The 3,866-nt window shown below is 28.3% G+C and carries 6 protein-coding genes; all 6 read left to right on the top strand.

All coding sequences use genetic code 11. The features are described from left to right. Positions 1 to 122: 122 nt before the first annotated feature. Positions 123 to 998, top strand: coding sequence for a pyridoxal 5'-phosphate synthase lyase subunit PdxS (gene pdxS, locus BUE91_RS05060; protein WP_073508151.1), 876 nt, complete (start codon positions 123 to 125; stop codon positions 996 to 998). A gap of 2 nt (positions 999 to 1,000) precedes the next feature. After that, complete coding sequence (pdxT, locus tag BUE91_RS05055) at positions 1,001 to 1,579, top strand: pyridoxal 5'-phosphate synthase glutaminase subunit PdxT (RefSeq protein ID WP_073508150.1); 579 nt, start codon at positions 1,001 to 1,003, stop codon at positions 1,577 to 1,579. Beyond that, positions 1,566 to 2,021: a GNAT family N-acetyltransferase gene (locus BUE91_RS05050; RefSeq protein WP_066899180.1), complete on the top strand. Its 456-nt coding sequence runs from the start codon at positions 1,566 to 1,568 to the stop codon at positions 2,019 to 2,021. Before pdxT ends, BUE91_RS05050 begins: the two co-directional genes overlap by 14 nt. After that, positions 2,002 to 2,610 (top strand): class I SAM-dependent methyltransferase, encoded by a 609-nt coding sequence (locus tag BUE91_RS05045; RefSeq protein ID WP_073508149.1) that lies wholly within the window; start codon positions 2,002 to 2,004, stop codon positions 2,608 to 2,610. The genes BUE91_RS05050 and BUE91_RS05045 overlap by 20 nt, the downstream gene beginning before the upstream one ends. Further along, positions 2,607 to 3,302: a peroxide stress protein YaaA gene (gene yaaA, locus BUE91_RS05040; RefSeq protein WP_073508148.1), complete on the top strand. Its 696-nt coding sequence runs from the start codon at positions 2,607 to 2,609 to the stop codon at positions 3,300 to 3,302. Before BUE91_RS05045 ends, yaaA begins: the two co-directional genes overlap by 4 nt. Positions 3,303 to 3,612: 310 nt before the next feature. Then, on the top strand, positions 3,613 to 3,866 hold a 254-nt coding region (locus BUE91_RS05035; protein ID WP_143605907.1), incomplete at its 3' end, for a hypothetical protein.

Below are 3,866 nucleotides of genomic sequence, written 5' to 3'. Positions count from 1 at the left end.
TCTTAAGAAAAATTGTTGGAAGACGGGCATTGAAATTTAGTTGTCGAATAGGTAATTTAAGTTGTTAAAATGTGTGTAATTATGATATAATTAGAAAAAATATATTTGAGGGAGAAATAAATATGGAAGATAACAGATATGAATTAAATAAAAATTTAGCACAGATGTTAAAGGGTGGGGTAATAATGGATGTGTCTACACCTGAACAAGCTATAATAGCAGAAAGAGCTGGGGCATGTGCAGTTATGGCACTTGAGAGAATACCTGCTGATATTAGAGCTGTTGGTGGAGTAGCAAGAATGAGTGATCCTGCAATGATTAAAAGTATACAAGAAGTTGTAAGTATACCTGTAATGGCAAAGGCGAGAATAGGTCATTTTGTTGAAGCGCAGATTTTAGAAGCTATAGAAATAGACTATATTGATGAATCTGAAGTTTTAACGCCAGCAGATGATGTATTGCATATTAATAAAAGAGATTTCAAAGTTCCGTTTGTATGTGGGGCTAAAGATTTAGGAGAGGCTTTAAGAAGAATTAATGAAGGAGCTTCAATGATAAGAACTAAAGGAGAACCAGGTACAGGTGATATAGTTCAAGCTGTAAGACATATGAGAGCGATGCAAAATGAAATTAGAAGAATATCATCATTAGATGAAAGAGAATTATATAACGTTGCAAAAGAACTTCAAGTTCCATATGACTTATTAAAATATGTATATGATAATAAGAAATTACCAGTAGTTAATTTTGCTGCTGGTGGAGTAGCAACTCCTGCTGATGCAGCATTAATGATGCAACTTGGAGCAGAAGGAGTGTTTGTTGGTTCTGGAATATTTAAATCAGGAGATCCAGAAGCAAGAGCAAAAGCTATAGTTAAAGCAGTAACTAACTATAATGATCCTGAAATACTTGCAGAAGTTTCTTCTAATTTAGGAGAAGCTATGGTAGGGATAAATGAATCTGAAATTAAAATATTAATGGCAGAGAGAGGTAAGTAGTAATGTTAATTGGAATTTTAGCATTGCAAGGAGCTTTTGTTGAGCATAAGGAAATTTTAGATAAACTTGGAGTAGAGAGTTTTGAAATAAGACAAAAGAAAGATGTATTAAAAGATTTTGATGCTTTAATTTTACCAGGTGGAGAAAGTCCTGTAATGGGGAAATTATTAAGAGAACTTGATATATATGAAGAATTAAAAAATAAAATAGAAAATGGTATGCCAGTATTTGGAACATGTGCTGGAATGATATTGTTAGCTAAAAACATAGATAATGATGATAAGAGGCATTTTGCAATTATGGATATTACAGTAAAAAGAAATGCTTACGGTAGACAATTAGGTTCATTTAAATCATATGAAAAATTTAGAGATATTTCTAATTTCCCTATGGTATTTATTAGAGCACCTTATGCAGTTAATGTAGGAAATAATGTTGAAATATTGTCTACTGTGGATGAAAAAATAGTTGCTGCAAGAGAAAAAAATATGTTAGTTACAGCATTTCATCCAGAATTAACAAATGATACTAGAATACATGAATATTTTATAGAAATGGTAAGAGAAAATGATAAAATTTAAATTATTAGATCCAATAAAAGATGAAAATATACTTTATGATATTGTAAAATTAGAAGATATAATATTTGAGGGTGCATCTATTGGTAATTATAATATAAAACCTATGGCTAAATATGGTAGAGTGTATGCTTTATTAAAAGGAGATAAAGAAATAGTTTCTGTAATAGAAGTTATGTCATCATTTGATAGAGAGATAGCATATATTTACGGGTTATTTACTAACACTGAATATCAAAATCAAGGTATGGGACATAAAATTTTAGGCTCAGTGTTAGAAGAATTAAAAAAAATAGGAATAAAAAAAGTACAATTAACTACAGGTATTAATAATATACGAGCAAATAAACTATATTTAGATTTTAATTTCTATGTTAAGGAATTACTTGAAGATGAATATCGAGACGGAGAAAAAAGGTATCTTTATGAAACATTATTATACTAATAATAGCGATTTAAAAACTAATAGGAAAGAAATAGAAATAGATTTTTTAGGGGAAAAGTATATTTTTATTACAGATACAGGAGTGTTTTCTAAAAATAGGCTTGACTTTGGAACAGAGGTAATGGTAAAAGAATTTATTAATAATAATAAGAAAGAAAAATTTGAATTGCTTGATATAGGTTGTGGATATGGGAGCGTAACTGTACTATTATCTAAATTCTATAAACATAGTAAATTCACGTTAACTGACGTGAATGAGAGGGCTTTAGAGTTGTCTGAAATAAATTGTAAAAATAATATGGTTAATGATTATGATATATATAAGTCTGATTGCTTTGAAAATATTAACGAAAATTTTGATATAATAATTTCAAATCCCCCTATAAGAGCAGGAAAAGACGTAATATTTAACATATATGAAAATTCGTATAATCATTTAAATTTAGATGGAGATTTCTATTGTGTAATTCAAACTAAACATGGAGCTAAAAGTACAGAAAAGAAATTGTTAGAAATATTTGGTAATTGTAAAACATTAGAAATACATTCAGGTTATAGAGTGTATTTTTGTAAGAAAGTAAAATTATGAAGATATTAATACCCACAGCAAAACAAATGAGAGAAAGAGAAAAAGTTCTTAGAAAAGGTATAGGAGAGAGCACCGAAAAAGTATTAGATGAAATATTAAAAATAGAAGATTTATCTAAATTTTTTAAAGTTAAAAAGGAACAGGCTGAACTTGAAAGAAAAAGATTTCTTGATATTAAAAATAAAATCTCAAAAGAGTACAGAGCTATAGATTTATTTGATGGTTTAATGTATAGAAATATTAAAAGAGAAAATTTAAGCGATAAAGAAAAAGAATATTTAAATAACGTATATATTACTTCATCTTTTTATGGGATAATAAACGTTTTAGATAATATTTCTTTACATAGATTGGATTTTTTAAATAACCTTGTTGTTAATAATGTTAGTTTAAAAAAGTTTTGGCAAGAACAATATGATAGTATGGTAAAAGATGAAGATTTAATTATTTCATTATTATCAAATGAATTTGAAGAAGTGTTTAGTAAAGAAATAAGGGAGAGAATGTATAATTTTGTTTTTAAAGAATCAGGTAAGATACATTCGACTATATCTAAAAAAGCTAGAGGTCGATTTTTGACAGCTTTAATAGAAAATAATATTAGTAGTATAGAAGAGATAAGAAAATTAAAATTTTGTGGATATGAGATTAAAGAAGAAAATGGGAAAACTTTAGTTTTTGAAAAGGATTAATAAATACGGGTTAGGTTATAATTGAATTAAAAAAATGAAAAAAACAAAAAAAATTAAAAAATGCTTGCAATTAAATAAAAAATGTTGTACAATGATTTTGGCTGACATAGTGTCAGTCAACCTCAATTAACCCCCCCTTTGAGTCGCCCGGTAGGGCGGCTCATTTTATTTATTTTATTGTAAAAGAAAAGAGATAAACAACTAGATATACCTACGATGTTTTGGTTTTCTCTATATTGACAAAAAAAACGAAGTAAGGTATAATATTTTATGAATATACATATGGTAATAAAACTAGGAGGAATAAGTAATGAAGAAAATCTTATTAGGAATTACAGCGTTAAGTTCGGTTGCGTCTTTTGGTATGAAGTACGACCATTTACACGGCTATTTAGATTTAGAGGGAAGTGTATCAGTTGAAAAGCCAATAGAATATGAAAAGGTAAATGGTTCAGGAGGCTCAGGAAGTGCATCAGGAGCAGTTGGTGGCAAGGGTGGAGCATCTAATGAAATGCAAATAAAAGGATTATGGAAACAAGATGATGTAACTAATAAACTAGGAAC

The organism is Streptobacillus notomytis, from assembly GCF_001902585.1.
GTDB lineage: Bacteria > Fusobacteriota > Fusobacteriia > Fusobacteriales > Leptotrichiaceae > Streptobacillus > Streptobacillus notomytis.
Note: the sequence above shows the minus strand (reverse complement) of the source record. Positions and strands in the feature narration are given on the sequence as shown.